Annotated in this window: 25 protein-coding genes and 1 pseudogene; 25 read left to right on the top strand and 1 reads right to left on the bottom strand. The window is 48.8% G+C overall.

The window, feature by feature from the left end:
- Positions 1-68 precede the first annotated feature (68 nt).
- From rsgA to HFE64_05880, 3 genes and pseudogenes are all read left to right on the top strand, one after another.
- Complete coding sequence (gene rsgA / locus HFE64_05890; GenBank protein MCI8632995.1) at positions 69-1100, top strand: ribosome small subunit-dependent GTPase A; 1032 nt, start codon at positions 69-71, stop codon at positions 1098-1100.
- A gap of 67 nt (positions 1101-1167) precedes the next feature.
- Positions 1168-2322 carry a S1 RNA-binding domain-containing protein gene (locus HFE64_05885; protein ID MCI8632994.1) on the top strand — a complete coding sequence of 385 codons (1155 nt, stop codon included), beginning with the start codon at positions 1168-1170 and terminating at the stop codon, positions 2320-2322.
- 328 nt (positions 2323-2650) lie between these two features.
- Positions 2651-2832 (top strand): annotated as a pseudogene (locus HFE64_05880) (transposase).
- A 141-nt stretch (positions 2833-2973) separates the two neighbouring features.
- Here the strand turns inward: HFE64_05880 and HFE64_05875 are convergent.
- Complete coding sequence (locus HFE64_05875) at positions 2974-3885, bottom strand: sugar phosphate isomerase/epimerase (GenBank protein MCI8632993.1); 912 nt, start codon at positions 3883-3885, stop codon at positions 2974-2976.
- Positions 3886-4085: 200 nt separating this feature from the next.
- On the opposite strand from HFE64_05875, the gene HFE64_05870 reads away from it, so the two are divergent.
- The 22 genes from HFE64_05870 (at position 4086) to HFE64_05765 (ending at position 23343) form a co-directional block, all read left to right on the top strand.
- A complete protein-coding gene (locus HFE64_05870; protein MCI8632992.1) occupies positions 4086-4736 on the top strand; it encodes a single-stranded DNA-binding protein in 651 nt (216 codons plus the stop codon).
- A 312-nt stretch (positions 4737-5048) separates the two neighbouring features.
- On the top strand, positions 5049-5267 hold the full coding sequence (locus HFE64_05865; GenBank protein MCI8632991.1) for an acyl carrier protein: 219 nt from the start codon (positions 5049-5051) through the stop codon (positions 5265-5267).
- The gene (locus HFE64_05860; protein MCI8632990.1) at positions 5264-6160 is read left to right on the top strand and encodes a nucleotidyltransferase family protein; all 897 of its coding nucleotides are present in this window, start codon (positions 5264-5266) and stop codon (positions 6158-6160) included. Before HFE64_05865 ends, HFE64_05860 begins: the two co-directional genes overlap by 4 nt.
- On the top strand, positions 6157-7623 hold the full coding sequence (locus HFE64_05855) for an HAD-IIIC family phosphatase (protein MCI8632989.1): 1467 nt from the start codon (positions 6157-6159) through the stop codon (positions 7621-7623). The genes HFE64_05860 and HFE64_05855 overlap by 4 nt, the downstream gene beginning before the upstream one ends.
- A gap of 8 nt (positions 7624-7631) precedes the next feature.
- Positions 7632-8666 (top strand): hypothetical protein, encoded by a 1035-nt coding sequence (locus HFE64_05850; GenBank protein MCI8632988.1) that lies wholly within the window; start codon positions 7632-7634, stop codon positions 8664-8666.
- A gap of 155 nt (positions 8667-8821) precedes the next feature.
- Positions 8822-9097 carry an HU family DNA-binding protein gene (locus tag HFE64_05845; GenBank protein MCI8632987.1) on the top strand — a complete coding sequence of 92 codons (276 nt, stop codon included), beginning with the start codon at positions 8822-8824 and terminating at the stop codon, positions 9095-9097.
- Positions 9098-9172: 75 nt separating this feature from the next.
- A complete protein-coding gene (locus HFE64_05840) occupies positions 9173-9412 on the top strand; it encodes an RNA-binding S4 domain-containing protein (GenBank protein ID MCI8632986.1) in 240 nt (79 codons plus the stop codon).
- 73 nt (positions 9413-9485) lie between these two features.
- Complete coding sequence (gene yabP, locus HFE64_05835; GenBank protein ID MCI8632985.1) at positions 9486-9764, top strand: sporulation protein YabP; 279 nt, start codon at positions 9486-9488, stop codon at positions 9762-9764.
- A gap of 3 nt (positions 9765-9767) precedes the next feature.
- The gene (locus HFE64_05830; protein MCI8632984.1) at positions 9768-10172 is read left to right on the top strand and encodes a hypothetical protein; all 405 of its coding nucleotides are present in this window, start codon (positions 9768-9770) and stop codon (positions 10170-10172) included.
- A gap of 28 nt (positions 10173-10200) precedes the next feature.
- Positions 10201-10539, top strand: coding sequence for a hypothetical protein (locus HFE64_05825; protein ID MCI8632983.1), 339 nt, complete (start codon positions 10201-10203; stop codon positions 10537-10539).
- Between the two features lie 364 nt (positions 10540-10903).
- Positions 10904-13207 carry a SpoIIE family protein phosphatase gene (locus HFE64_05820; GenBank protein MCI8632982.1) on the top strand — a complete coding sequence of 768 codons (2304 nt, stop codon included), beginning with the start codon at positions 10904-10906 and terminating at the stop codon, positions 13205-13207.
- Positions 13208-13283: 76 nt separating this feature from the next.
- A complete protein-coding gene (tilS, locus tag HFE64_05815; protein MCI8632981.1) occupies positions 13284-14633 on the top strand; it encodes a tRNA lysidine(34) synthetase TilS in 1350 nt (449 codons plus the stop codon).
- Positions 14626-15126 (top strand): hypoxanthine phosphoribosyltransferase, encoded by a 501-nt coding sequence (gene hpt, locus HFE64_05810; GenBank protein ID MCI8632980.1) that lies wholly within the window; start codon positions 14626-14628, stop codon positions 15124-15126. Before tilS ends, hpt begins: the two co-directional genes overlap by 8 nt.
- A gap of 60 nt (positions 15127-15186) precedes the next feature.
- Positions 15187-17004: an ATP-dependent zinc metalloprotease FtsH gene (gene hflB / locus HFE64_05805; GenBank protein ID MCI8632979.1), complete on the top strand. Its 1818-nt coding sequence runs from the start codon at positions 15187-15189 to the stop codon at positions 17002-17004.
- Positions 17005-17074: 70 nt separating this feature from the next.
- Positions 17075-17401 carry a hypothetical protein gene (locus tag HFE64_05800; protein MCI8632978.1) on the top strand — a complete coding sequence of 109 codons (327 nt, stop codon included), beginning with the start codon at positions 17075-17077 and terminating at the stop codon, positions 17399-17401.
- 1 nt (position 17402) lies between these two features.
- A complete protein-coding gene (locus HFE64_05795; protein MCI8632977.1) occupies positions 17403-18197 on the top strand; it encodes a type III pantothenate kinase in 795 nt (264 codons plus the stop codon).
- Complete coding sequence (gene dusB / locus HFE64_05790; protein ID MCI8632976.1) at positions 18194-19138, top strand: tRNA dihydrouridine synthase DusB; 945 nt, start codon at positions 18194-18196, stop codon at positions 19136-19138. Before HFE64_05795 ends, dusB begins: the two co-directional genes overlap by 4 nt.
- A gap of 71 nt (positions 19139-19209) precedes the next feature.
- Positions 19210-19686, top strand: a complete 477-nt coding sequence (greA, locus tag HFE64_05785; protein MCI8632975.1) for a transcription elongation factor GreA — start codon at positions 19210-19212, stop codon at positions 19684-19686.
- Between the two features lie 20 nt (positions 19687-19706).
- On the top strand, positions 19707-21194 hold the full coding sequence (gene lysS, locus HFE64_05780) for a lysine--tRNA ligase (protein MCI8632974.1): 1488 nt from the start codon (positions 19707-19709) through the stop codon (positions 21192-21194).
- A gap of 66 nt (positions 21195-21260) precedes the next feature.
- The gene (locus HFE64_05775) at positions 21261-21653 is read left to right on the top strand and encodes a cytidine deaminase (GenBank protein ID MCI8632973.1); all 393 of its coding nucleotides are present in this window, start codon (positions 21261-21263) and stop codon (positions 21651-21653) included.
- 38 nt (positions 21654-21691) lie between these two features.
- Positions 21692-22366, top strand: a complete 675-nt coding sequence (locus HFE64_05770) for a hypothetical protein (protein MCI8632972.1) — start codon at positions 21692-21694, stop codon at positions 22364-22366.
- Positions 22367-22419: 53 nt separating this feature from the next.
- Positions 22420-23343, top strand: coding sequence for a GNAT family N-acetyltransferase (locus HFE64_05765; GenBank protein ID MCI8632971.1), 924 nt, complete (start codon positions 22420-22422; stop codon positions 23341-23343).
- Positions 23344-23362: the final 19 nt, after the last annotated feature.

The following is a 23362-nucleotide window of genomic DNA, read 5'->3' as shown; positions in this document are numbered from 1 at the left end:
ACAGGGCCAATTCACACGCGGAGGCGTGTTTTTTTATGCTCTGAAATCAAAACATAAGGAGTATAGCATTGGAATTAAAAGAAACAAGGATTGCCAGAGTGGTTGGACAGCATAAGCAGCGGCTGGAGCTGATGACCGAGCAGGGAGCGAGGAGCGGAAGGCTGAAAACGGCAGCGTTTTTCCGCGATGCGGATCAGGATTTTCCTACGGTGGGAGACTGGGTAGAGATTCATGAAGAAGGAGGAATGTGCCAGATTTTAAAAGTTTTGCCGAGAAAAAGCGTATTTTATCGGTATAACGGAGCGACGGAGCGCAGCGGTAAACAGGCTGTGGCTGCCAATATGGATTATATATGGATTTTGACCTCTTGCAATCAGGAGATGAATCTGCGCCGCCTTGAGCGCTACATCGCGCAGGCGCAGGCTAGTGGAGCCAGGCCGGTGATTGTGCTGACCAAGAGCGATCTGACAGAGGAGGCAGAGAGGCTGCGAGAGCAGGTGACGGAGATCTGCGCGGGAATCCATGTCCATGTGGTCAGCAGTCATACGGGAGCGGGCCTTGAGCAGCTTCGCTGTTATATGACGGAGGGAAGTAGCATCGCGCTGCTGGGCTCATCGGGTGTGGGCAAGTCGAGTCTGGTGAATGCACTGCTGGGAGAGGCGCGGATGAAGACCTCTGAGATCAGGGAAAAGGACGACAGAGGCCGGCATACAACCACGCATCGTCAGCTGCTGATGGCAGAAAATGGCGCGGCGCTCATGGATACGCCGGGAATGCGGACGGTTACGCTGTGGGACAGCGAGGCCAGCGTGGAGGAGCTTTTTAGCAGTCTGGAGGAGCTGGAGCAGCAGTGCCGCTACCGCAGCTGCACACACCAGCAGGAACCGGGCTGCGCCGTGCGGCAGGCGATTGAAGAGGGATGGCTCTCGGCCGCGCGCTGGCAGGCATATCAGGATCTGAAAAAAGAGAGCGCAAGGACGAAGCGAATGGAGCAGCGGGTAGCCAATAAGAATTTTAGAAAGATTCAAAAGGCTAACCATAAGCGCCGGCAAAAGGGAGAGCGCGCGCAGAATAAAAATATTTTGGATTGGAATGAATAAAAAAGGCTTGTCAAAACCAATCGGCGCTAGTATAGTACCAATAGGACAGAAATAAGGAGGGACGGATATGGAATCCATGGAGAATTTTGAAGCCATGCTGGAGGCTTCGTTCCGGCAGGTGCATAACGGCGATCTTGTTGAAGGAACCATCCTGCAGGTCAGCGGCGACAGCGCAGTTGTCGATATTGGCAGCTATATGGACGGAATTCTGACGCAAGATCAGCTCTTATATGATGGACAGACGATGGCTGAGTATCCGGAGGGCACTAAGCTGATGCTGATGGTGCTGCGTGTGGACTCGCGCAGCAGTCAGATCCTGCTTTCCAAAAAGGAAGCCGATAAAATTGTCGTTTGGGATGAGCTCGAGCAGAAACGTGAAAACGGCGAGAGCATTACCGTAAAGGTCAAAGCCGCAGTCAAAGGCGGTCTGCGCATCCAGTACCAGAGCGTGCAGGGCTTTATGCCGGCATCGCAGGTCTCTGATCATTATATGGAGGATCTGGCAGAATATGCAGGGCAGGAGCTGGAGGCACTGATTCTGGAGATCAACCGGGAAAAGCGCGACTTTACGGTATCGCATAGGGAGCTGCTCCGCCAGGCGGAAAAGGCGGCGAAGGCACATGCCTTGCACACCTTACAATCCGGGGACAGGCGTCAGGGCAAGGTGGTAAAGCTGGAAAAGTATGGGGCCTTTATTGAGCTAGAGCGCGGCGTGATTGGTCTTTTGCATGTGAGCGATATGGCATGGACGAGAGTGAAGCATCCTTCTGAAATGCTGCAGATCGGTGATGATGTTACGGTCGTTGTGCAGGAAGTCGATGCAGAACGCGGGCGCATTAGCCTCAGTCTAAAGGCAGTGGGAGAAAATCCTTGGATGCAGCTGCCATTTGAGGTGGGGGATGTCCTGATGCAAAAGCCCGTTACGCATATGATTGCCAGCGGCGCTTTTGTACAGCTTACGCCTGAGCTGGAGGGATTTTTGCCTATTTCACAGATCAGCGAAAAGCGGATTCAAACGGTGCGTGAGGTGCTGAAGGAAGGCGATCTGGTCAATGTGTTGGTGCGCAGCACGGATCCAGAAAACCGGCGCATCTCGCTGAGCATGCGGGACGTAGAGCAGGGAGAGGAAATCTCACTGGCGGAAGGCGGCTATGAGCAGGCGGAGGAAGAAGTGACCTCCTCGCTGGGGCAGGCTCTGGCCGGGCTTGACTGGGAAGAATAAAAAGGAGGATTTTATTCTTCCCTTGCGCTAATGATGCGATTGGTGGCCTTTTGCATCGCTGGTGCCGCTGGCGGTCGTTTGCACCAATGATGGCTGAAATCAAAAATATAGCTGAAGGTTTTACGCGATTTTGATTTTTTGCGCCATGCTTGGTGGAATTTCTTCCACCATATTGCTCTTCAGAGGCTGTTCATGACGGGGAATTTTCCGCCATCATCCGCCTTCTCCGCCAGAGCCAGCTGAATTTTTTCAGCTAATTTTAAATTTTTGCTATACACAGCTGAACACCCCATCACGCATCAAAACGGAGTTGTAAAAAGTCACCTGAATTTATATTTCTGATCCGGTATATACTTTTGTGAGGGTATGGATCACATTGGCCTATCAAGATATTTTGTCGAAAAAGGCTGCAAAATAGGTCACTCAAGGTGTGATGAACAAAAGCGCCTTAAAGTGATACTCTTTGCATTTATGGAAAATGATGCCTGTTCCGTGCGAGAGCTTGAAAAACGGGAAGAGCATGCAAATGATTATGTCACTGAATTGTTGATGAGACACAAAGAAACGCCAGAACTGGCATTTGCCGGAACTGGCGTTTCTTTATCAGAGACTTTTTTACAGCCCCTATTTGATTGTCTGAAGGAAGTTTAATTATACATGATTCCAGATATAACGGGCAGTCTTCAGGCACATATCGGTAGCAGCGCAGCATTCCTCCATACCCTCAAATTCGATGGAAATATGCTGGTCGTAGCCGGCGTGCTTGACGATGCTTAAGATGTTCCAAATGTCAAGATCACCCTGTCCGAGAATGGAGCCGCGCAGCAGAGTTTTGCCGCTGCAGGTGGGGAACCAGCGACCGCCGAAGCAGCTGGCTTCGCCCTCTGTGACCATACGATCTGCAGGACGGATATAGAAATCCTTTAAATGAATGCAGTCAGCATAGGAAACACATTTAGCAACAGACACATCGTTGATTTCATCCACGCAACGGAAGTTACCGACATCCATGGTCATGCCGAGGTTAGGACGATTGGCAGCCTCGATCAGGCGAATGATCCGGTCGGCGCCGTTGACATAGCGGCCATGATTTTCAAGCGTGGTATTGAGTCCGATAGATGCTGCATAATCGGCAAGCTCCTGAATGGCAGCAACCAAACGGGGGAAATCCTTTTCAAATTGCTGCGGCGTGTTGATCTGCTGTGGATGCTGGCCAGTGCAGGTGTCATGGCGCATTTTTTTGATGCCCAGCATTGTGCAGATCTGCATGTACTTTTTGATCCGTTCGATTTCATCCCGTACCTCTTGCTCAGTATCTTTCAATACGCAAGCATTCAGAGAGAAGGAGGACAGCTCCAGTCCAACAGAATCGGCCCGGTCTTTGATCGACTGTACAAGCGGTGTGTTGATAGAACCATCTTCTAACAAGAAAGGCGTATCAAAGGGAACCAGCTCCAGATGCTCACAGCCGTGCTCTTTAGCCCAATCCACGATGTCCAGAATGTTCATTGTGCCATCTTTTTGATGGGCATTCAGGGAATAACTGCTAATACCAAGTTTCATAATAAAGCCTCCTGATTCATAAATTTTAAAATGGTTTTTAAAACGATTTTAATATAGTGACATTATACGGTATCGTATAGAAGTTTGTCAAGTCATTTAGTCATATTTTCCAAAGCCGTACGTATATATAGGAAGAATGCGGATCAAAGAGAAAAGCCGCTTGGGTAAAACACACATACAATACGGAGGGAGATCTGGAGATGACGGAGCAGGTGATTAAAAATAATATGGTAGAAATCGTAGGGAGGCTGGACGATGAGCTTGTCTATAGCCATACGGTATATGGAGAGGATTTTTATACGGCTAAAATAAGAGTCACACGTTTATCTGATTCATATGATGAAATTCCCGTGATGATTTCTAATCGGCTATTGAATCCGGAACAGATATACAGTGGACATATGATTCGCGTAGAGGGACAGTTCCGCTCGTATAATCAGCATACGGAGAATAAAAGTAAGCTATTGCTTTCGGTATTTGTTCGGGATCTAGAGGTTCTGGATGTAGAAGAGGAGGAGCTAAAAGGATGGGATACACCCAATCAGATTTTTTTAGATGGGTATGTCTGCAAAGCCCCTATTTACCGAAAGACTCCTTTAGGACGGGAAATTACCGATCTGCTGCTGGCAGTGAATCGGCCTTATAATAAATCGGATTATATTCCTGCGATTGCCTGGGGGCGGAATGCGCGCTTTGCCGCCAATTTCCCGGTGGGGAGCCGCATCAGAATCTGGGGGCGCATTCAAAGCCGACAATATCAAAAACGGATTGGTCAGGAAGGGGAAGTAGAGCAGAGGACCGCATATGAAATATCGATTTCTAAAATGGAAACGGTAGACCAGCTGTCATGATGACGGCTGGTTTTTTAATATGTTTCAAAAATTTACAATATATGGATTTAGCTAGAAAAAAGACTATCCCCATGGTATAATAAAGGCGGCAAGGCAATTTAGGCTAATCAAGCCCCTGAGCCGCCTTATGAGTTTGACGCAAAGCGTCAAACTCTGGTGTCGTCATGGTATAATAAAGGCGGCAAGGCAATTTTGAGGATTCAAGTCCGTGAGCCGCTTTCCAAGTTTGATGTCAAGCATCAAACTCCGATATCGCACAGGGAAACAAGAATCCCGCAGGGATTAAAACAAATGAGCAACTAGGAGGAGACAATGGAAGAAACGATTCGTAGGGTACTAACAGAACTGATCAGTGAAGAAGCCGGCAAAGCCGGAAGACAGGCGGATCTACGCGAGCTAGGCATGGATTCTATCGCGTTTATAAAAATTGTCGTAGCGCTTGAAGAGGAAAGCGGAAAAGAAGTCGATGATGAATACCTTTTACTGGATGCGATGAATACAATTGAAAAGATGGAAAGGGCGCTTAGATGAACGCAGAAGAATTGCTGCGAAAAGCAGCGGTAAAGGTGCAGTATCAATACCTTCTTTCTTTACTAAAAGAAAAAGCCGATTTTCCATATGCCATCATCAAGGGAGAGGCCCTTTCGTGTCAGGCCTTTGGAGAACCAAGAAAGAGGCAAAGCAACGATATTGATCTTTTGATAGAAAAGCAGAACCTCAAAAAACTCGAATCAATTCTCCTGGAGGACGGATTTACAACAGGATCGCTAACCAGGCAGGAGCAGGTCATTGCAAAGGCCTTTTCTCATCAGACAGCGCCCTATCAGAAAAAGCTTTCATTTGGCACCCTGCTATTAGACATCAACTATGAGCTGCTTTGGGGAGAATGGGACGGACCGCGGCCTCTAGTAGCCGATTTTCTAAAACGGCGTGAGATCCTGCCAATCTATGATCTGGAAGTCCCGGCACTATCTATTTCCGATGCCTTTCTGCAGCTCTGTCTGCATCATTATAAAGATATGAATAGCCTGTATCATCTGGCACAGTACAACCCAATCACGCGCAGAGCCTTTCAGGATATTGCGGCCTTCTGGCAGCGGCGCCGGGATGAGCTTGACTGGACTGCATTAACCAGCTGGATGGATGCCTATCAGCTAAAGCCGTATTTTTATTACATTTTATATTACACGGCCAAAGCCTGTGAAATGCCCGCTCTGGCGCAGCAGGTCAGCAGCCTGAAAACACCGGCAGGAGAAGAGCTGCTCGAACAATTTGGACTTGCCAAGGCAGAAAAAAAGCGCTGGCCCCTTCCTTTTGAGGAGCGTCTCGACAATCCCGGCCTTCCTCAAATCGTACGCCAGCTCCTGACCCCAGCCGACAAAGAGAAGCTAAAACAAAATCGAAAAATATTTGGTGGAACATGACATACATAGAGCTGAAACAGCAAATAGAGCGCTTACAGCAAACAGCGGCAGAATGCATTCAGGCAGAGATCATATCCGACATGCCGCTGCAGCCATGGTTTGAGCTATATCTGCAGGAGGCATGGGCAAAGCTGGGGAAAAAAGCGCACATCAGCAGAACCCCTTGGGAAGAGCGCCAGCAGCCCAAAAAGCCGGATACAATACGCATCATATGGCCGGGGCCACAGGCAGTGCAGCTTGTGCAGGACGAGGCCGACATAAGAGTAAGTCAGGAGCGCCTCTCCAGCCCCCTATTTTCATTTTACGGCGCGGCATGGCCGCCAAGTCAGACCGCAGAGCCGCCCTTCGCACGCGATGGTGTACTGAATTTAGAATGGATCATAGCCGAGATTGGACTAGAACGGTCTATGGCAAAAGGAGAGAGGCGCTGGGGAGACTATTATAGCGCAGAGCTGCAAAAGCAAGTAGCCATTCAGGCCGTGCGGCTGTATGAGACGAGGCATGGACGCAGAAAGAAATGCATTGTGCTGGACTGTGACGGCGTACTTTGGGGCGGAGTCGTCAGCGAGGATGGCATAGCCGGTATTCAAATTGCAGAAACCGGTACAGGGCAGGCCTATCATCAATTTCAAAGCCTGCTCAAGCGCTTGCAGGAGCACGGGATCATACTGGCTGTATGCAGTAAAAATGAACCTGAGGATGTAAAACAGGTCTTTCGTAGTCATACGGCTATGGTGCTCAAAGAAGAGGATATTGCCGCATGGTCCATCAGCTGGAAGCCTAAATCAGAACAAATTGCGGATCTAGCTGATATTTTGCAGCTGGACCCCCAGGATATGGTGCTAATTGATGATCAGGAGTGGGAGCTCGCACAGGTGAAGAGCCATTATCCACAAATGGGCAGCGTATGGTTTCAGAAAGAGACAATTTTTAAGAAGCTGGCAGAACAGATATGGATCATGCCAGAGGATCAAAATGCACAGAACCAGCTGCGACTGCAGACCTATCAGGATAATGTAAAGCGGGAAGAGCTGCGGAAAAATGCAGTCAGCTACGAGGAATTTTTAAACCAGCTGGATACCAGAATTCGGATTCAGCCAGCAAAGGAATCGGATCTGGCACGAATCAGCGATCTGAGCCGCAGAGCCAACCGCTGTACCAACGGGGTACGCTATACGGCAGAAGAGCTGCGGCAAAACCGGCAGGGCTACGAGCTGCAGGCTGTCTTTATGTCGGATGTCTATCGGGATCTGGGGTTAGTCGGCTGCATTGGCCTAGACAGAAATAAGAAAAGTTTGGATCTGTTTTGCCTTTCCTGCCGGGCGCTGGGCAGAGAGGCAGAAAAGAAGCTCATCAGCCAGCTGCCGGAATGGATTCAGAGCTACCGCTGGCAGGATACAACAAAAAATGAATGGCTGCGGCAGTGGCTGCGCAGTCAAAGAAACTGGAAAGAAATCAAGTGAGAAATCAAATGAAAGAAGCGACTTGGAAGCACGAATTTAGAACCTATCAGGGAAAGCCCGATTTTTTGTATCAGAATATGATGATGTGCCGGGATAAGTCTTGGCTTGCCGTATCGAGGCAGAGGCTTAGTCGCGAAGAGCAGATAGCCGCCTGTCTCCATGATTTGCAGCCGGGGGTATGGCTGCAAAAAGAAAGCGGGGATTTTTCGATTGAGCTGGAGGACTGGAGCTCGCATCATCTGTATGAATACTGTTTTGTAGAGGGAAGCTTTGAAGAAAAGCTGAAAAAGCTGCATGCGCTGCTGGCAGAAGGCAGGGAAGCCTATATCGGAACCATTCACCCGCTGCTGCCTTTTTCAGCGCGCTATCATCCGGCGCTCGATACGCAGCATTATCAGCAGCCGAATCATGTTTTTGTCATTTTGGGAGAAGAAGCGGGGCGTTATATCTATTTTGATACCTCATCGATTCATAGCACCGGTTATGTGCCGTATCCGCGAAATCCTGAGCTTGGATGGATCGAGCAAAGCACCGTGGACGCCATTTTGCAGCAGATGTTTCAGCTGGCCTATGTAGAGTGGCATGAAGAAAACCGGAGCCGTCTGAAGAGCTATGGCCATGAGCTGCTTGCGGCCTATGCCGCCGGATATAGGGAAGAAAGAGTGTTTAAATACGAAAAGGAAGCAGAAAGGCTGTATAGGGGGCGCAGGGCGATTCAGCTTCTGATGGCATGTCTGTCGGGGCCGGAGCTGGATCTGTCGGGGCCGGATACGGAATATGATTTTATCGAGCAGGGCGATATTCTGAACTGGAAGCTGACGGATCTTGCGACGAGGCGGAAGGTGATGGCGCATTGGCTTGCCCATGAGAGGCCTGAGCTGAAGGAGCTGATGGAGGCCTCTGCCATGGCGTGGGAGCGGCTGAGTACGCTGGTCTTGTACCGCCGGCAGCGCCGGAAATATGGAAATGATGCCCGCTATGCCCGGCTTTTGAGTGAAATTATGAGCTTGGAGGACAAAATTTACATCTTCTTGGCGAAATAGGCTTGACAAATGGCGGGAAGGCGTATATATATAATAGAGTATTGAGTGCGAAGGGAAGAATACGTCCCTGCAGCAGCCTGCAGTAATGTGCAGAACATAAATGACAGTCATCTGCGGATGACCGGATTATTTTATTCCACAGGAGGAGATTTATAATGAACAAGGCTCAGTTAGTAGCTGCTATGGCAGAGAACGCAGAAATGACCAAAAAAGATGCGGAGAAGGCATTGGCGGCATTTGAAGAGGTAATCACCACTTCTTTGCAGAAAGGTGAGAAAATTCAGCTGGTAGGCTTCGGTACCTTTGAAGTGGTTGCAAGACCTGAAAGAACTGGTATCAATCCTCAGACCAAACAGACCATTACCATTCAGGCTTCCAAGACGCCTAAATTCAAACCCGGCAAGGCTTTGAAGGACGCAATCAACGAATAATAAAAGTGAAGATGGATTCAAATCCCGGTAATGGTTACCGGGATTTTTTCAGCTGTATTTTAGAAAGGAGAAGGCATGAGATTAGATAAATATTTAAAGGTTTCCCGCCTAATCAAACGGCGCACTGTGGCTAATGAGGCCTGCGATGCAGGGCGCGTATCGATCAATGAGAAGATAGCCAAAGCAGGCACAGAGGTGCATTTGGGGGATGTGATTGAGATCCGCTTTGGCAGCAGCACGGTGCGCGTTAAGGTGACCAGCCTGTCCGAGCATGTGCGCAAAGAAGAGGCCGGAGCTATGTATACGGCATTATAACAGGCAGAGATGGTATATAATGTCAGGATGATTCATAAGATGTCCTATAGCAATCAGGAAGCGAGGAGGACATATGGACGCGGCCAAATTGAATCACCGGCTGTTGATGGATAGCCGAAAAAAGGTAGAGGTAACAGGTGTTTTGGACCTGCTTGTGTTTGATGAAACTGAGGTAATCATGGAGACCAGCGAGGGGATGCTGAGCATTCGGGGGACGGATCTTCATATGAGCAGTCTAAATTTAGACCAAGGACAGGTAGGGCTGGCAGGAGAGGTCAGTGAAATTGTTTATGATGAAGTGGTAAACAGTAAAAATAAGTCCGGTTTGATGAGCCGCCTGTTTAGGAGCTGATGGATGAGATATCAGCAGGCATGGCTTTTTATATATTTTGTCATTTTAGGAGCAGGAGGGAGCCTGATTTATGACGGACTCCGAGCGGTGCGGCGGAGCATCCGGCACTGTGTGGGAGCGGTGCTGGCAGAGGACGGGATCTTTTGGATTGCCGCCTTTGCTGCCTGCTATGCGCTGTTTTTTCTGAAAAATCAGGGGGCGCTGCGAGGATATGGCTTTTTAGGAATCGTATGCGGCTGTATACTCTATTTTTTGTTGCTCAGTCCCATCTTTTTGAGGATTTGGTGCGGAATATGGAAGCTGCTGCTGTTTCCGGTTCATAAATGGCAGAAATACAGAGAGAAAAGCAGGCTGCGAAAACAGCTGAAAAAAGAAAAAACTGTTGACGAAAACCAGCAGATAGAGTAAGATGAAGCTAAAGAAGGGAGGCGCGCGCATGGCAAAACAGACAGAAGAAAAAACCGTATATTATTCAGAAGTGACGAAGGCAGAACATCCGGCGCTGCGCTGGCTGAAAAAGTTTTCCGTTTTTATTTTTGTCGTAGCATTCATGGGAGCTTGTCTGTGGCAGATTTTTGATCTGAAGGCGCAGGGAAAACAGCTGGATCAGACGGTGGGACAGCTGCAGGATCAAATCGAAGAGGAAAAAGAAAAGCAGCTGCAGATTAAAGTAGATTTAGAGTATTATCAGTCCGATGAATATAAAGAGCAGATGGCGCGCGATCGCTGTAAGCTGATCTATCCAGGAGAGTTCTTAATTAATATTCAAAAATAAGTGAAAAATGATGTAACAGAAAAATCGCCCAGACTATGAGGTCTGAGCGATTTTTTGGTATCATGGTTTTTTGCTCTGTTTGGCCGGAGGTCCGTCCCTTGAGGCTGGCAGGGAAGTTTTAAAGAGGAGATTCAACCGATTTAACGTGCCAAATGAGGCTAAAGCACGTTAAAAGGCAGATTTCAGCAGCAGGTAACGCGGCTATGGCAACCGCCCAGAGTCTAGACGCAAAGCCCTGTTTTTTGTTGGAATTCGGCGAAAAATTTTGGCGTTTGAACGTCAGAAATCAACAAATTCCTTAGAGGCCTGTCCGTATAATAAAGCGTATCAATCAATAGAAGTATGACGAAACAGGGAGAAGCTTATGAACGGATGGGAATTGGATAACCAAAAAAAAGCACAGATCTGGCCGTTGATACAGGGAATATTCTGGGGGCTGCCGCTGCCTTTTTTGATGAGCTTAAAAATTGGCTTTGATTTTTACATTTTAGGACCGGCCTATTATCTGGCCATGATCCAGCAAAAGCGATGGCGGCTTCCGGCGATGCTGATGGGGCTTGTGGGCGTGATCCTTTTGGAGACAGAAGCGCTTCGCTGGAAATATGGTCTGATTTTATTGCTTTTTACGGTAGAAGAGGTTTATCTGGATTGGAAAAAGCCTTTGCTGCCCTTTTGGAAACGCTGCCTGACATATGAGATGGGGCTTGTTGCCGCTGTAGTCATTTTGAGTCTTTTAGGCAAAATGGCCGGCTACCAGCTGATCAGTATATTTTTGGAGGCAGCGTTTCTGATGGGGGCTGCCTGTTTGTATCATACTGTATTGCAGACAAAAGGGGCATATGATGAATGGATGCTGGCGGGCATTTCATTAGCGGCAGGGACTATGCTGGCAGCATTCCACTGGGTACAGGTGAGCAGTCTGATTCCGGCAGAGATTGTGCTGCTTTGGCTAGCACTGATCAGCAGCTATGAGCTGGGGATTGCAAAGGGAATGCTGCTAACGCTTCCGGCGGGATTTTTTATGCGCCTTACGCTGACAGCCGGTGAGGGACTGGTGATTCTGGCAATGCTTCTGATTGTGATTGCCGGTGTTTTTCGCGACATGGGCAAGCGCGCTACCGTTGCGGCCTGTTTTTCGGGCGGAAGTTTGTGGGTCCTTCTGTTTATGGGAGGGATGAATGTGGTTCCCGGAATCCTGACCGTGGGCACGGCTTTGCTTGCTTTTGGGATCACGCCGAACAAAACAATGGAAAAGGCGCAAAAAAGAAGAAGGCCGGAAAAGGGGCTGGAGAAGCAGTGGCAGCGGTATTTTGAAAATAAACTGGGTCAAGGAGCACAGGCATTTCAGAAAATGGCGGATCTGATCTGTGTGCCGCACCGCCAGCTGCGAATTACCAGTCAGGATTTAGTTTATTTAAAAGAGGATCTGGCAGGCAGTCTGTGTCAGGAATGCCAAAATCAAAAGATTTGCTGGGGCAAGCAGTACGCCAGAACGCATGAGGCAGTGGTACGCGTGATGGAGGCTTCGCGGCAAAAAGGAAGGGTGGAGAGAAAAGATCTATCCAAGGAGTTTTTGGAAAGCTGCTGCAGAGCCAGTGATTTTGTGCGGACAGTGAACCGGCATTACGAGCTGTACCGGCTTAACCAAAGCTGGGAGAATCGGATGGCACAGAGCGCACAGCTGCTGCAGGGACAGTATGAAGCAATGGCAGCCTATTTAGGCACAATGCGGGAGCATTTTGCCGGAGAGCTGGAGGCAGAAGAGGCAGTCAAGCAAAGAATTTTTCGCTATTTAAAGCGTCAGGGAATTCCCGTAGGAGATGTTTGGGCGCTAACGAGCGAAAAAGAAAGCCGCGTACAGGTTGACATCGAAACAGCAAGAGCGCTTAATGAGCATGAAATAAGCGGTTGTCAGCAAGTACTGAGAGAGATATTTGGGTGTCCGGTTGTGCTGCGCGAAAAGCGCAGTCTTACAGGAGGCTATCATCGATACCGGTTTAGCGATCCGAATCTTTACCGCTTGAAAATGGGCGTCAGCTCCTGGGCGAGAGAGAGCCACAGCAGCGGAGACAGCTATACGGCCCAGCGACTGGATGAGTACCGCTTTGTAGTTGCCCTGGGAGACGGAATGGGCAGCGGCAAGAGAGCGCAGGAGGAGAGCCATAAAGCGCTTGCTTTATTGGAGCAGCTGCTGCTGACAGGCGTAGAAGAGGAACGAGCCGTCGAACTGCTGAATACGACACTTGTGCTGTCGAGCAAGGACGAGGTCTTTACCACGATTGATCTGGCGCTCCTGAATTTGCACAGCGGACAGCTTAAGCTGGTCAAGGCAGGCAGCTGCGTCACCTTCCTGCGCAGCAGGGCTGCTGTGCATGTGTACCGGAGTCAGTCGCTTCCGGTTGGCATTTTGGAGCAGCCGGAGCCGGAGACCTTTGCGCATCAGATGCAGGATGGCGATCTGATTGTGATGATATCGGACGGTGTGCTGGATCAGCTGCCGGAGCCTAAGCAAGGAGAGAAATGGATCCGGCGGTATCTGATGAAAACAGAGGAAGAGGATCCGCAGCGGCTGGCGGAGAATCTGCAGCAGCAGCTGTCTCCTTATATGCCGCAGGTGCGGGATGACCAGACTGTTTTGGCAGTACGGGTAGAAAAGTTAAATTTGTAAAAAATGCTTTGAAAGCAGGCGCTGCTATGATAAAATAAAAGGAAAACGGGCATGTTTGCTAGGAGGAGGGAGCACAGTGCTGAGAGACGAAGTCAAGCAGGTGCTGCAGCAGCATCAAATGGTAGCAAGCGGGCAGCGGCTGGTGGCTGCGCTTTCCGGCGGAAGGGATTCCGTATGCCTGCTGCATATTTTAAAAGGCCTTCAGCCTTGTTTGGCGTATGAGCTTTCGGCCGTACACGTGCACCATGGCCTCAGAGAAGAAGCAGATCAGGAGGAAGCCTTCTGCCGCAGGCTTTGCCGGGAATGGGAGATTCCGCTGACAGTATATCATGTCGATGTGCCGGCGCGCATCCAAGCGAGCGGAGAGTCAGTTGAGGAAGCGGCGCGCAGCCTGCGGTACGAGGCGTTTGAAAAGCTAGATGCCGATCGCATCGCTCTGGCGCATCACCAGCAGGATCAGGCGGAGACCGTGCTGCTGCACCTGCTCAGGGGCAGCGCGCTCACGGGGCTTTGCGGCATGCGCCCTGTACGAATGCCGTATATCCGTCCGCTGCTATATACAGAAAGAGCGGCGATCGAGCAGTATATAACAGATCATGCATTAGCGTATATGGAGGATAAATCCAATCAGGATACCGCCTTTCGGCGCAACAAAATCCGGCATGAGCTTTTGCCGTTGCTGCAGCAAGAATACAATCCGGAGATTGTGAGGATACTCTCCCAAACGGCGCAGGTGCTGCAGGAGGAGGAGAGCTATATACAGGCGCAGCTGCCTGCTGCGCCCCAAGGGAACCTTTCGGTCTCATGGCTGTTATCCTATCCTGAAAACCTGCAGAAAAGAATTTTAAAGCTGTGGCTGGCACAGGCCGGGCTTTGGCAAAATATTTCTCATACGCATATGGAGCAGCTAGTTCAGCTCCTTCATAAGAAGGGCGGCAAGAGGATATCACTTCCAAAAGGCTTGACGGTGGACAAAAGCTATGATATACTTCATATTTATAAAAATGTACCCTGCAGGCAGATTGTGCCATCTATGCCAGTATTTGAAATGGAACGAATCTCCATTAAAGAAGCAAGAGAAGATTGGAAAAAAGGACAGAAGGATGGTACAGGGATTCCGGATTTGCCAGAGGAAAAGTGGCTTAGTGCCGATGCGCTTGAAGAGCTTCCGGTCTGGCGCTATCGCAGGTCCGGAGACTATCTGATGATAGGCGGCGGACGAAAAAAGCTAAAAGAGTACTTAATCGATGAAAAAATTCCAAGGCAGGAGCGAGACGCACTGCCGCTTTTAGCGGCTGGCGCCCATATTTTATGGGTATGGGGGCATCGAATCAGCGAAGGAGCAAAGGTTACGGAAAATACGCAGCAGGTGCTGCATGTGAGGAGGCTTTTAGATGTTTCAGGATCGGATTCATGTGATGATTGATCAGGATACGCTAGAAAAGAGAATTCAGGAGCTGGGCAAAACAATCTCGGAGGAGTATGCGGGCAAGGAGATTTTGCTGGTGTGCATACTCAAGGGCGGCGCCATGTTTATGACGCAGCTGGCCAAATACATAACCGTACCGGTCACCATGGATTTTATGATACTGTCGAGCTATGGCAATGATTTAATCAGCACCGGCACGGTAAGCATCAAAAAAGATATGGATGAAGATATTGAAGGAAAGCATGTGCTGGTAGTGGAGGACATAGTGGATACGGGCAGAACGCTTTGGTTCCTGCGTGAGCTTTTAAAGGAGCGCAAAGCAGCGTCTGTCAAAATCTGCACGATGCTTGACAAACCGGCACGGCGCGTTGTGCCAGTAGAGGTAGAGTATACGGGCTTTGAAATTGAGGATGAGTTTGTTGTGGGGTACGGTCTTGACTATGAGCAGCATTATCGTAATCTGCCTTACATTGGGTATGTAGAAGTATAAGAAGCAGGAGGTTTCGGTTTGAAGGACGGTTATAAAGGACTGGGCATATACAGCGTAATCATGATTGTGCTGGCGCTGGTTCTGATATTTAACGGCTTTGATTTTGGATTTAATAGTATGGCGCGGGTTTCTGATGCGCAGCTGCATCAGGATTTGCAGGAAGGAAAAATTAAGGAAATATCCATCACCCCTATCAAGGTGGGGACGGCTAATATGGGCGATGCAGTCTTGATTTATCAGGACGGAGCTGCGGCTAAAACGGTCTATGTATCCGATATCGACCATTTTAGAGAAGAAATGAGCCAAAACTATCAGGGGGTCATCGTAACGGTAGAGACGATAGAACCAGATAGCATATGGAGCAGTTTGCTGCCCATGGTGATGATGACGGTGATTCTGGGGATTATCATGCTGTTTATCTGGGCCCGCATGCAGGGCGGCGGAGGCAGCAACGGCAAAATGATGAATTTTGGCAAAAGCCGTGCGCAGGTGATCGATAAAGCCAATAATCCGATTCGATTTGCCAATGTGGCAGGTCTGGAAGAAGAAAAGGAGGAGATGAAGGAGGTCGTTGATTTTCTTCGCAGTCCTCAGCGCTTTGTTGAGCTTGGCGCCAGAATCCCCAAGGGAGTTTTGCTGGTGGGCCCGCCGGGAACCGGCAAGACCTATTTGGCCAAAGCGGTAGCCGGAGAGGCAGGTGTACCTTTCTTTAGTATTTCTGGTTCAGATTTTGTAGAGATGTTTGTCGGCGTGGGCGCATCCCGCGTGCGGGATTTGTTTGAAAAGGCCAAGAAAAGCGCACCCAGTATTGTATTTATTGATGAAATCGACGCCGTTGGCCGGCAAAGAGGTGCGGGACTTGGCGGCGGTCATGATGAAAGAGAGCAGACGCTTAATCAGCTTCTGGTGGAAATGGATGGTTTCGGCGTCAATTACGGCGTAATCGTGATTGCGGCCACCAACCGAGTGGATATTCTGGATCCGGCGCTGCTGCGCCCCGGGCGTTTTGACCGGCAGGTGGTGGTGGGGCGTCCCGATGTAAAGGGGCGTGAAGAGGTACTGCGTGTCCATTCCAAGACAAAGCCTTTGGGTGAGGATGTGGACCTGAAAACAGTAGCACAGACGACGGCAGGATTTACGCCGGCTGATCTGGAAAATCTGCTGAATGAGGCCGCCATTTTTGCGGCAAGAGGGAACCGGCATTTTATTACAATGGAGGACGTACAGAAAGCCTTCATTAAAGTAGGGGTCGGTACGGAAAAGAAAAGCAGAGTGATCTCGGCGAGAGAAAAGAATATCACGGCGATTCATGAAGCAGGGCATGCCATTTTGCATCATGTGCTGCCGGGGCTTGATCCTGTGCATAGCATTTCTATTATTCCTACCGGTATGGCAGGCGGATATACAATGCCGCTGCCAGAGGAGGATACACTTTACTGGACTAAGAGCCAGATGGAGCTTGAGATTGTTGCACTTTTGGGTGGCCGGGTCGCAGAAGAGCTTGAAATCGGCGATGTAACAACAGGTGCTTCCAACGATATTCAGCGCGCCACCTCGATGGCACGCGGCATGGTCATGAAATACGGTATGAGCGATAAGCTGGGACTGGTGCAGCTGGGAGAAGAGAACGAGGAAGTATTTTTAGGACGGGATATCGGACATACCCGCAATTACGGCGAGGATGTAGCGGCGACCATCGACGGAGAAATCAGGCGAATCATTGAAGAAGCCCATCAAAAGGCCACGGCGCTTCTTACAGAATATCATGATGTACTTTTAAAGACGCGTGATTTGCTGCTAAAGCAGGAAAAGGTTACCGGAGAAGAATTTGCTTCCCTTTTTAACAGCAGAGAGCCGCAAGGAGAAGGCGCGCTGTAAAATGTTATCATCCAATAAGATGCTGCCGAAAATAGGTGGCATCTTATTTTAGCATAGGAGGATAGAATTGGTGCAGGAAGAAAAAGTAATTCTGGCATATGCGAGTCAGTATAAAGAAAAGTATTATTTTAATGAGTCGTTAGGAAAGCTTCCAGAGACTGTGAAAAATGAAGTGATTATGTGCCTGGTGTTTATCACAGAAGAGGCCGGAGGCGTAGCTGAACTTGGATTTTACACAGATGGTGAGGTATATATAGACAGCTACTGTGAGGAAGATGATTTAGGATATGATGCCATATCGGCAGGACTTTTGGTAAGAGAAGTAGAGCGGGAGCATGCGGAGCTGCTAGAGAAGCTGCAGCTTTGGTATCAGGTCATACAAGAGGCGGGAAGATAACATGCTATTAGTATTTGATATTGGAAACACACAAATTAAAATGGGCGTATTTAAAGAGGAGCAGCTGGTTGCCAGTTGGCGGATGACCACAGGAGCGACTAAGACCTCTGATGAATACGGGATTGATATCCGCATGCTGCTGGAATGTGAAGGACTGCATGCGCATGATTTTGAGCAGGTTGTCATTTCTTCTGTAGTACCGCATATGATGCATTCCTTTTGTAATGCCATCCGCAGATATATACAGAAGGAACCGCTCGTGATCGGCCCTGGAATTAAAACCGGAGTCTGCATTAAAACAGAAAATCCCAAGGAAGTAGGTGCGGATCTGATTGCGGATGTGGCTGCTGCTTGTGAGATCTACGGAGCCCCTTGTCTGGTGGTCGATTTTGGAACTGCGACTAAATATGAAGTGATCAATGAAAAAGGAGAATTTATAGCCGCTGTTTTTGCACCGGGAATCGGCATCTCGGCGGATGCACTTTGTTCGCGGGCGGCGCAGCTTCCCATGATTGAGATCAAAAAACCGGCCAGTATTTTGAATGCCAATACGGTGGAATGCATGCAGGCTGGCTTGGTATACGGCTACATTGGGCAGGTAGAATATATCGTCGGGCAAATTAAAAAAGAAATGGGGCTTCCCGATTTGCAGGTCATCGCAACAGGGGGATTTAGCCGGATTTTTGCACAGGAGCTTCCCTGCATCCATCAATATGATGCAGCGCTTACCCTTAAGGGACTGCAGATTATCGCTAAGCGAAATGCAAAAAAGAGCAGCAGGAAAAGCAGAAAATGAGGATTGGGTCTTTAGCATTAAAGAGCAATGTACTGGCGGCGCCTATGGCGGGTGTATCAGACTCCAGCTTCCGGCGCTTATGCCGCGAGCAGGGAGCAGGCGCCGTCTACACAGAAATGGTCAGTGCAAAAGCGCTGCATTATCAAAATGAAAATACGGCGGCTCTTTTATATAAAGAAGCAGAGGAGGAGCCGGTGATTTTGCAGCTCTTCGGTTCGGAACCACAGCTGATGGCAGAAGAAGCGCAGAAGTTACAAGACCGGTTTGCGGCTATTGATTTGAATATGGGCTGTCCGGCCCCTAAAATTGTCAAGAATCATGAGGGCTCTGCACTGTTAAAAAGGCCGCGTCTGGTATATGAAATTATCAGGCAGGTGAGTCAGGCTGTAAAGATTCCGGTGACAGTCAAGATTAGAAAAGGATGCGAGCGGACAGAGGATGTCGCCGTGCAGATTGCTCAGGTCTGTGAGGAGGCAGGCGCAGCTGCCATTACAGTACATGGACGCACGGCGGCTGAAATGTACAGCGGACGGGCCGATTGGGATGTAATTCGTCGTGTGAAGGAGGCCGTACAGATTCCAGTCATTGGCAATGGCGATGTAGTGGATGCTTATACTGCTAAAAAAATGCTTCTGCAGACCGGCTGTGATGGTATTATGGTGGGAAGGGCGAGCAGAGGAAATCCATGGATCTTTTCAGAGATATGTGAATATCTGCAGAGCGGACAAACACTGCCCAGGCCAAAGCAGGAGGAGATTTTGCAAATGGCACTTCGGCATGCCGCTATGATCATAGAGGAAAAAGGAGAGTTTGTTGGAATCCGGCAGATGCGATCGCATATTTTATGGTATTTAAAGGGGATGCCAAGCAGCACGGAGAAGAAAAGAAGGCTGCAGCAAATTTCAAGCTTAAAGGAACTGCAGGAGCTGCTCATGCCTTGACAAGAATACGCCTGCAGGGTATAATAAGCGGATGTCAGGAAAGGTCTGATAAGAAAGGGAAGGTTTTAAATATGGAGACAAAAAAAGTAATTTTAACCCATGCGGGTATGGAAAAAATGGAGCAGGAGCTGCTCGAGTTGAAAACGGTCAAACGCCATGAAGTAGCGCAAAAGATTAAAGAGGCGAGAGCACAAGGAGATTTATCCGAAAATGCAGAATACGATGCAGCTAAGGATGAACAGGGAAAAATTGAGGGACGTATCGCCGAACTTGAAAAGACACTGCGCAATGCGCAGGTGATCGATGAAGAAGATACCGATTTGAATAAAGTATCCTTAGGCTGCCGTGTGGTATTATATGATCAGGAATTTGATGAGAATATTACCTATACGATTGTGGGATCTACCGAGGCGGATCCTATGGAAGGCCTGATCTCAAATGAATCGCCTGTAGGCGCGGCTGTACTGGGCGCGGCTGTAGGTGATGAGGTAGAGGTAACAACGCCTGGCGGCGTAACAGTTTTTAAGGTGCTGGAAATCAGTCGATAAAGAAGCAGAAGGAGATATATATGGCAAATGAGAATCAGGGCGGGCAGGATCTAAATCAAATCCTGCGCCTGCGCAGAGAAAAGCTGGCGGAGATGCAAGAAGCAGGAAAGGATCCGTATACCGTAACTAAATTTGATGTCACAGCGCACAGCACAGATATCACCAAGCATTTTGATGAGATGGAGGGACAGACCGTTTCTGTGGCAGGCCGGCTGATGACCAAACGGGTCATGGGAAAAGCCTCTTTCTGTCATATTCAGGATAAACGGGGACAGATCCAGGCATATGTCACCAGAGATCTTTTGGGAGAAGACGCCTATAAGGAGTTTAAACGATATCATGACGCCGGCGACATCATTGGCGTTACGGGAGAGGTGTTCCGGACACAAAAAGGAGAGGTTTCCGTAAAGGCGCACAAAGTGGAGCTTCTTTCTAAAAGTCTTCAGACATTGCCGGAGAAATACCATGGCTTAACTGATACAGAAACCCGGTATCGTCAGCGTTATTTGGATTTGGTCATGAATCCGGAGGTCAAGGAGACCTTTCAAAAGCGCTCCGCAATCATCAGCAGCATTCGCCGATATTTAGATGCGCAGGGCTTTATGGAGGTAGAGACGCCGATGCTGGTGAGCAATGCCGGCGGTGCAGCAGCGCGTCCCTTTGTTACGCATTACAATGCACTAAATGAGGATATTAAGCTTAGAATTTCCCTAGAGCTTTATTTAAAGCGTCTTATTGTCGGCGGCTTGGAGCGCGTGTATGAAATTGGCAGGGTCTTTAGAAATGAAGGCATTGACACACGGCACAACCCGGAATTTACATTGATGGAGCTGTATCAGGCTTATACGGATTATCACGGTATGATGGATCTTTCTGAAAATCTGTTCCGGCATGTGGCACAGGAAGTGCTGGGCACTACGCTGATCACCTATAATGGCATTGAGATTGATTTAGGAAAGCCTTTTGCCCGCATTACCATGCTGGATGCGGTAAAGCAATATGCGGGTGTAGATTTCAATGAGGTGCCCGATACAGAGGCAGCTAAGGCTCTTGCGAAGCAGCATGGAATTGAATTTGAAGAGCGTCATAAGAAGGGCGATATCCTCAATCTTTTCTTTGAAAAGTATGTGGAGGAGCATTTAGTGCAACCTACATTTGTCATGGATCATCCAATTGAGATTTCTCCGCTGACTAAGAAAAAGCCGGAGAATCCGGAATATGTTGAGCGCTTTGAGCTTTTTATGAATACATGGGAAGTAGCCAACGCGTACTCTGAGCTCAACGATCCGATTGATCAGAGAGAGCGTTTTGCTGCGCAGGAGGAGCTTTTAGCGCAGGGAGATGAAGAAGCGAACCATACGGATGAGGACTTCTTAAATGCATTAGAGCTGGGCATGCCGCCTACAGGAGGCATCGGTATTGGTATTGATCGTATGATCATGCTGCTCACCGATTCTCCGGCCATTCGAGATGTGCTTTTCTTTCCGCAGATGAAATCCTTGGAATAAAAGGGAGTGGGCAGTTCCATAACGGAATTGCCCATTTTTAATAGACTATATTGGGGAGGCAATAGAATGAATGAAATTTGGACTCAGCTATATAATGCAGCAATGAAAGTGGTAAACCCGCGTGAGGTTTCAAGTAGCATAGAGGCAGGCGGAGTTGCCGCCGCAGTTGAATCCGCATCGGGTAAGATCTATGTAGGTGTGTGCATAGACACATCTTGTACGCTTGGCGTTTGTGCAGAGAGAAATGCTATTTTCAACATGATTACCAACGGCGAAAATGCGATCCGGCGTGTCATAGCTATAAATAGCGAAGGCAAGGCAATGCCGCCCTGCGGAGCCTGCCGTGAGCTGATGACGCAGCTTATGCCAGAAGAGTATCAGAGCATTGAAATTATGCTTGACAATGAAAACAATAAAATTGTGACGCTCGGCGAGTTGACGCCTGAGTGGTGGATATAAAGCATACTCAATAATGGAGTAGTAGAAAGGAAATTAAAATGAAAACATTATTAAAAGGATTTTCCATTGCAAACTTGATGCTACTGCTGTTTGGAGGGATCTTTTTGGGAATGACAATCCAGAAGGGGCATATGATTCAGCTTTTAAAGCCGGCTCATAATTATGATGAAGTGCTGGGAGAGGGACTTGCAGAGGGGGATCATGTACAGGGAGATATATACTATAGCTTGGGACAGTTTGCAACGCAATCAACCTATACCCAGTATGAGGACTATCGCACAGCCGCTAAGACCTCCGGGTATTATTATATCATTCCGGTAGGAAACTCTGGACTGGCGGCTGTATATGTCCGCAAGGCAGATAAACAGATCATGGATCAGATCACGAATGAGACCTATGCCTATCTGGAAGGAGGCGCGAGTCCGCAGACAGTTTTGCATTTTAATGGCGTTGCTGTTGAAATGGAGGAAAGTTTAGCAGGGTTAGAAGCAGCATTCAGAGAGCAGCTTAAGCAGTGGGAGTACAGCGACCAGGATATAGAAACGATCATACAGGCGACAGAAGGAAAGCTTCTGGTATTGGAAGGCCCGGCAGACGTAACAACGGTTTACGCCATGGCGGGGGTAGGTCTTCTGGTTATTGCACTGGCAGTGTTTCTGTTTATTCGCAAATATAAAAAAGAGAAGGCATGGGCGGCTCAAGAAGAAGAGTGAGCGCTGCTTTTATCAGCTTAGTAGAGTACTGGCTTGAAGGAGGGAATCGGTAAATGATTTATATGCGAGAAGCCTGCAGGCAGGATGTGGATGCCATCATCGATTTAATTAAAAAACGCATGAAATGGATGGATCAAAAAGGATTGCAGCAATGGAATACGGCAGAGTATCTTGCGATATATCCTAAAACATATTTTTTGCAGCATAGCGCATCTTTTATTGTAGCAGTGGCAGAAGAAAAGATTGTAGGCGCTGCCGCTGTTTTTAAGCAGGATGAGCGGTGGCCGGAAGGAGGAGAGGCGCTTTATGTGCATCACCTTGTGTCAGACCCCGCCTGTCATGGCGTGGGGGCGGCCTTGCTGGAGCACATAGAAAAAGCAGCCTATCAGCAGGGGCTTGCCGCTGTGCGGCTGGACTGCGGGGTCAATAATAAAGCGCTTAATGCATACTATGAGGCGCATGGCTACGAGGCGCGCGGTTACTGCGAGGAGGGATCCTATCATGGGATCAGGCGGGAAAAGACCAGATTCTGGCTTAAGCTCAGGGATCATGCTGAGCTGCTGCAGGAGGCTGCGCAGTGGTTTCATGCTAAATGGCATATCCCGGAAAGCGCTTATCAGGAGAGCATGCAGGAGTGCTTGGAGGGGCGAGCGGCAGTGCCGCAATGGTATGTTGTGATTGAATATGGCAAGATTATTGCGGGTCTGGGCGTAATTGAAAATGACTTTCATGATCGCAAGGATCTGGCGCCTAATGTATGCGCTGTATATGTGGAGGAGGCATACCGCCGGCAGGGGATCGCAGGGCAAATGCTGAATCTGGTCTGCGCGGACATGAAGGAAAAACAGGTGGATACCTTATATTTGCTCACAGATCATACTGGGTTTTACGAGAGATATGGATGGGAGTTTTTGTGCATGGTACAAGGCGATGGGGAGGAGACCCCGTCGAGGATGTACAGGCACCAGCAGCAATGAAAATGCAGGTGAAGCTAGA

It is taken from the genome of Lachnospiraceae bacterium, from assembly GCA_022794035.1.
Taxonomy (GTDB): Bacteria; Bacillota; Clostridia; order Lachnospirales; family Bianqueaceae; genus CALWPV01.
The sequence above is the reverse complement of the archived record's forward strand: the minus strand, read 5'-3'. Positions and strand labels throughout refer to the sequence as shown.